At 47.6% G+C, this 5,702-nt stretch carries 4 protein-coding genes; 1 reads left to right on the top strand and 3 read right to left on the bottom strand.

Annotated features, from left to right (window positions below):
* Positions 1–193 precede the first annotated feature (193 nt).
* From Q0093_RS14675 to Q0093_RS14665, 3 genes are all read right to left on the bottom strand, one after another.
* On the bottom strand, positions 194–961 hold the full coding sequence (locus Q0093_RS14675; RefSeq protein ID WP_297931972.1) for a hypothetical protein: 768 nt from the start codon (positions 959–961) through the stop codon (positions 194–196).
* A 179-nt stretch (positions 962–1,140) separates the two neighbouring features.
* Positions 1,141–1,626 (bottom strand): hypothetical protein, encoded by a 486-nt coding sequence (locus Q0093_RS14670; protein WP_297931970.1) that lies wholly within the window; start codon positions 1,624–1,626, stop codon positions 1,141–1,143.
* A gap of 104 nt (positions 1,627–1,730) precedes the next feature.
* Positions 1,731–2,372, bottom strand: a complete 642-nt coding sequence (locus Q0093_RS14665) for a helix-turn-helix transcriptional regulator (RefSeq protein ID WP_297931968.1) — start codon at positions 2,370–2,372, stop codon at positions 1,731–1,733.
* A gap of 311 nt (positions 2,373–2,683) precedes the next feature.
* On the opposite strand from Q0093_RS14665, the gene Q0093_RS14660 reads away from it, so the two are divergent.
* A partial coding sequence (locus tag Q0093_RS14660; protein ID WP_297931966.1) for a hypothetical protein occupies positions 2,684–5,702 on the top strand: 3,019 nt, incomplete at its 3' end.

The following is a 5,702-nucleotide window of genomic DNA, read 5'->3' as shown; positions in this document are numbered from 1 at the left end:
TATAAAAAGCCTGTACTTGCCAAACCAAACAAAGCAAACGAAAACGCGCAAAGGAAGACAGTCAAAATCTTCGTGACGGCCTTTCCCTGCAGCGCCAGGCGAAGTGTTGTCAAAAACGGCAGTTTCGCTTTCATAGATTCCCCCAAATAAAAATATGGGGCAGCGCGGTTCCGCGCTGCCCCCGATCGCTGCATTATGCGACACCAAAGGCAAACGCCGTATCGAGGTTGTTGCAGATCACATTCTGGCTCGCCCGAATGGCAATATCTGAAGTGCCGACCCGGACATAGAAACTGACACCATCGATGACGATCGCATCACTTGTTTTGCTGAACCAAAGAGGAACTTTCATATCTCCGTCTACCACCGTGCCATTGTAGGCGATCGAATAATAGATCGTTGTGTTATAATCCTGTCCGTGTGACCACTGCATTCCGGGCGCCCCCTGATCAAACTGCGTCCAGATCGTGCCGGAATCTTTCACGACAAGCGGCTTATATCTGCAGTCTTCTTTTTCTACTCCATTAATCAAGGTGCTCATGGTCGACGAGGCGACCTGGCAGTCGGGGCAGCGCGCCCGGATATAATACGGATAGGGCTCACATTCATAATCGCCTTCATTTGCAAAGCCTAAGACCGCACACGTTCCATTCTGAGGGACTGATCTCGTGTAGCTCGGGGTCGTATAGCTGGGACTTTTCACAAATTCTACGTTGGTTCCGTGCACGTCTCTTTGCCGGATTTTGTATGTAACAAAACAGTTGTATTTATCCCCACTCTCGACCGTGGGATACTTAATGCTTGTACATACACTTGCCGGCGCGATCTCTGCGATCTCCGATCCCGTCTCATCCATCTCCCCTTCGTACGAGACGATGCCGTTGCCGCACAACAGCGAGCTACTTGCCACGACCGTCAGTGCCAACGCTGCCATAAGGGCTGTCAGGTTCTTTTTCTTCATAATCTACCTCCATATCTTTTTTTGAGCGCTCTCTGTCGCTCATCTTGATCGGAGTATAGCATACTTTTTGTTGTTTGTCTGCAACATTTTTGTTGCAAATGCTCCGTTTTATGCACCATTTTTGTTACAATTTTCATTGTATGCTACAAAACGTTAAGAATTATAATGATTTATTTGGATTACAGCGGGATCAATTCCCCTTCCGGACTGTACAGATATGTGTCTGTTTCTTTTGAGATCCAATCACCGCCATCTCTGCTATAATGTACCCGCGCGCGCCAATATTTTTGTTCTCCGTTGGTCGGTGCGCTGACTTCCAAAGTATGCCCCTGGTCAAGATCAGGCGTAGAAGCGCGCTTTTCCAGATCCATTTGGGTATATGTCGATTCATAGGTGTCCGACGAGTACAACTCGACATCTAAGCGAACCACAGCAGGAAACAGCGTAAAGATATTTTTCGCCCATGCTCGGATTACGCCGTTTTCTCCTTCTATATATATCATAATATTGACGCCCCAACTCTTCGGCCCGATCGTTTCTTCGGCTGCAAGCGGGATACCTGATTTTTCCGATGTCTCCGCACTCATTCCAAGACATGGGACAAGAGACAGAGAGAATATCATACCCAGCAAAAAAATACCGATCAGCTTCTTTACTTTCTTCATAGTGCACCTCTTTTTTTCGGGAGTATAGCACATTTGCGAGAAAATGTCTGCATCATTTTTGTTGCATTTTCTATTTTGGATGTAACAAATTTGTTACATGTACATCATTTATTACTGCTTTTTTTATTGTTTTTCTTTTTTAGAAAGTGGATCACTGCAATGACGATCATTGCTAAGACCAAAACCGCTCCTATGATTACAACGATGATAATATCCAAGGGAGACAGCCCCCAGGAAATACTTTGAGCATAACCGTCACCATCGGGAGGTGCGATGTGCATCAAAACCAATATGACAGTAATTGCCGCTACAAGTAAAATAGACAACGTGACCCCGAACCAAAGCGCGACCCGCTTTGCCATACTATTTGTTTTACAGACAACGCAATGTTCAGGTTGTATTCCTTTCGTTTCATTGTCGTTTGCAGACTCAACGATTTGTTCTTGGTTCTCCAGCGCAACCTCCTCTCCGGTCCCGGGGGCTACTCCATTCTCTTGTGGGGCCGATGTGGTCGCCGCCTTCCGAGTTTCAGACGAAACACTCTTTATTTCTTGGAGAAGGATATCTTCATCAACCTGAAGAACGTGTGCCAGCTTCTTTAGCACTTTGATGCCGGGAAGACATGTTCCCGCTTCCCATCGATAAATACTTCCTCGGCTTACTCCTATCATTTCAGCAAGTTTTTCCTGCGACAGCCCAGCTTTCATTCTAAATTCCATTAAGCGTTTTCCGAAATCAAGATCCATCTTTTACTCCTGTATTTTCTATTGGTTGAATTATACCACAATCCTATTAAATTTGCAAGAAGATGAAATAAAGCAAATACGGCAATATGAAAGAAGCGGGGATCGCACAAGAAAGGAATTGTCTTTAGGGTTGAGACGTTATGTAAAGCGACATTTGATTTTTGTGCTAATTTTTTGGCAGGTAAGAGGCAAAAGACCAAAATCGCATGATACAATGGAAGAGCAAAGAGGGAACGTGTCCGGAATTTGGATTGACCCGGGGACCTGATTTGGGCGCGTAAACCAAATTTATCAGCGAGGAGATTTAATTTATGAACAAAGAGAATGCAGAAGTTGAAAGCGGGATGTATAACGTTGTTTCCGATGCGGAAGCTCAGGCTAGGAGCGCACAGGATGTGATCTCAGGGAATGAGTTTTTAAAAACATCTTGCGGGGAAGCGGGTACTTCAGCAGTCGATCTTTATACGGGTCGCCTCCTTTTTATAGTGCCGTTGTTTCAGGATCAGGTGGGGTTGACGCCAAACCTTGTTTATAACAGCGACTATAGGGATGAAGTGCAACAGGGTACGAATTTTGGGAACGGCTGGCGATTGGATGCTCTAGGGTATCTTTCTTCTGACAGTAATAATGACCCTGTTTATATTGACGGCATGGGAACGAAACATCTATTCCATCCATATCGCGCCAGGACGACCTATCCCGGGACACAACAATTTAATTCCAAAGTCGGGCTTTCCGAATCTGCAACGCGGTATTTCCGTGCGGTGGTCGAAAACTATGGCGCAACGCAGTCCTACATGACGGACGAGCAGTATGTTCTCACATCGGGTTCGGGATATTCCCAAATCGAAATGGGTGACAATATCATCTGGAAAGCAACGATCGAGTCTTTGGCGTGCACCAAAGAGATTTGGAACAAAGAGACCGATATTACCACCGATTATGAGTACTCCAACAACAGGTTGAGCAAGATCACCTGCGACGGGGTGACGATCGACCTTATCTATAACGGGAGCGGACAGGTAAGTTCGATCAAAAAGACCAGAGAGGGTAAAACCGAAACGGTATCAATCTCCTACACGAATTCCAACCTTACTACAATCACACGAACGGGAGGAAAAACGACGAATGTTTCCTATTCCAGATCGTTCCTGTACGAAGTAACCGATCAAAATGATGTCGGCCTGCGTTTTAATTGCAGCTCCGATTCGGTCATCAATGTAAAACAATTGAAGAAGAAATCCTCGAGCACTGTTTACGGCAATGATTGGGACATCAGCTATTATCGTTCCTCCGGGAACTATACGAAAGTGACCGATAGAAATGGCTATCGTGTCAATTATGTCTTTGATAAGGCCGGACATTTGATCTGTTACGGTGAAGTAGAATCGACAGCTGTGCCTTTCACGATTTTGCAGGGGAAGGCCTCGACAAGCCAGCAAATCAGCAGCGTGCTTTCAGGCAACGTTTATCACACGAGAACGATCATGGTGCAGGCGGATATTTCATCCGAAAAAATCGGTGGCCCTTGTTTCCCGCAGGGGACTACGATCACAGGAGGTGGTGGCACTCGTCGCCTAACGGGAGGAACGTTTACATCGCTCCAACGTGGTAAACTCTATGTATTCTGCTGCTGGGCAAAAGCGAATTCTCTGTCCGATACGGTACAGCTGGATCTCGACGAGCTTGCGGACGAAAACCAGGAAAAGCCCTATTTCGGGGCGCGCGCGATCGTAAAGGACAGCTCGGGTAGAACCATCAATCAGATCTATGTTCCGTTCGATGAGACCAAGACCGGCTGGCAGATGATCGCGGTCCCCGTGCCCTATTTCAGGTTAAGCGAGTTCGGTGGCTCTCCGAACAGTGTAGAGCTTGAGTTCGATTATTCGAGGAACAATGGCTCCGCTACGGTGCGAGGAACGCTTTATAAAGCTGACGGCGAATGTGTTATCTCTTATGGCGGGGATTATTCTATTGCCTTTGACGGCGATCACAATATCGTGACGCTCAACGATGAGTACGGCCGCCCGTGGCGTTCCTTCACAAGGGAAAACGGCTCCATATCCAGGATCGGGGATGTGAGGGAATGGCATTACGATCAGATCAACGGGAGCGCACTTTCTTACTCCTCGCCTGCAAGCATTGTAGATGAATACGGCAAAACGACGGCATATACCTATAACAGCAAGCGTCAATGCACGAAGCAAGAGACCACAAAAGGTACGCTGAAAATGAAAACGGAGCGCACCTATGACGGAGATCTCGTTAAAACGGAGAAGGATGAGGCGGGCGGCACGACGACGTACACCTATAACAACTATGGCTTTACGACGAAGGTCGCTTCGCCCAACGGCAGCGGTAACAGTTATACCTATTCCAACTTTGATCTCTCGAAGGTGACGGCCGTCAAGGACAGCACGGTCAAAAATACGATCAACCATACAAGCGGCCGTATTTCCAAGGTCGTTGACGACGAGGTCGAGTATCGCTACAACTACGATGATTTCGGTAAAGTCACGAAGGTGCTCCGCGGCCCCGCGGGAGGCGCGGCTTCCGAGATCAAGAGCGTCGCGTATGATGAGTTCAATACGGCAGGCTCCCTTGGGGTAACGGATGCAGTCACAAAAGTATCCGTCGAATATGCCAATGGCTACGAGAATGCAAGCTTCTACGACAAAGCCGGCCGGCTCCTGCAAGTAAAGGAAGGGACGGCAGTCAAGGAAACCTGTTCTTATTTGGCTGACGGAACTTTATCTCAACGTATTGACAATTACAGCGGGATGACCTATAATTGGAGTGAGTTCGGAAACTCGATAACCGAGAGCTATATGAAGGGTTCCGAGCAGATCCTTACCGTCTCGCATCATGACGATACGGCGAAGATGAAACGTCTCGTCTATTCGCATTCGGGCACTTCCGATTCCTATACGCAGAAGACGGATGACTTGGGCCGCATGACGGAGCTTGTGACCCCACTCGGGACGTATACATATTCTTACGACGGCTTGGGCAGAGTGACGGCAAAGACGCTGAAGTCGGGTTCGGTAACAGTCGCCAAAGAGACATATCTGTATAAGGATTCGAGCAGCAGCGGGTATACAAGTCCGCTGAAGAGCCGTATTACCTACAAAGACAACAGTTGGGACGGCTATACCTGCGACGGGAACGGACTCATCAAGAACATCGTCCACAGCCCCGGCACGCATCTGCGCACCTATCAATATGATGGGATGAACCGCCTTGACCGTGAAAATATTCAGGGGCATAAAACGGTAACGTATGAGTATGATAAAGCGGGGAATCTCACCTGCCGCAAGGAATACGATTATC

It is taken from the genome of uncultured Coprobacter sp., assembly GCF_947855755.1.
In the GTDB taxonomy this organism is placed as follows: domain Bacteria; phylum Bacteroidota; class Bacteroidia; order Bacteroidales; family Coprobacteraceae; genus Coprobacter.
The sequence above is the reverse complement of the archived record's forward strand: the minus strand, read 5'-3'. Positions and strand labels throughout refer to the sequence as shown.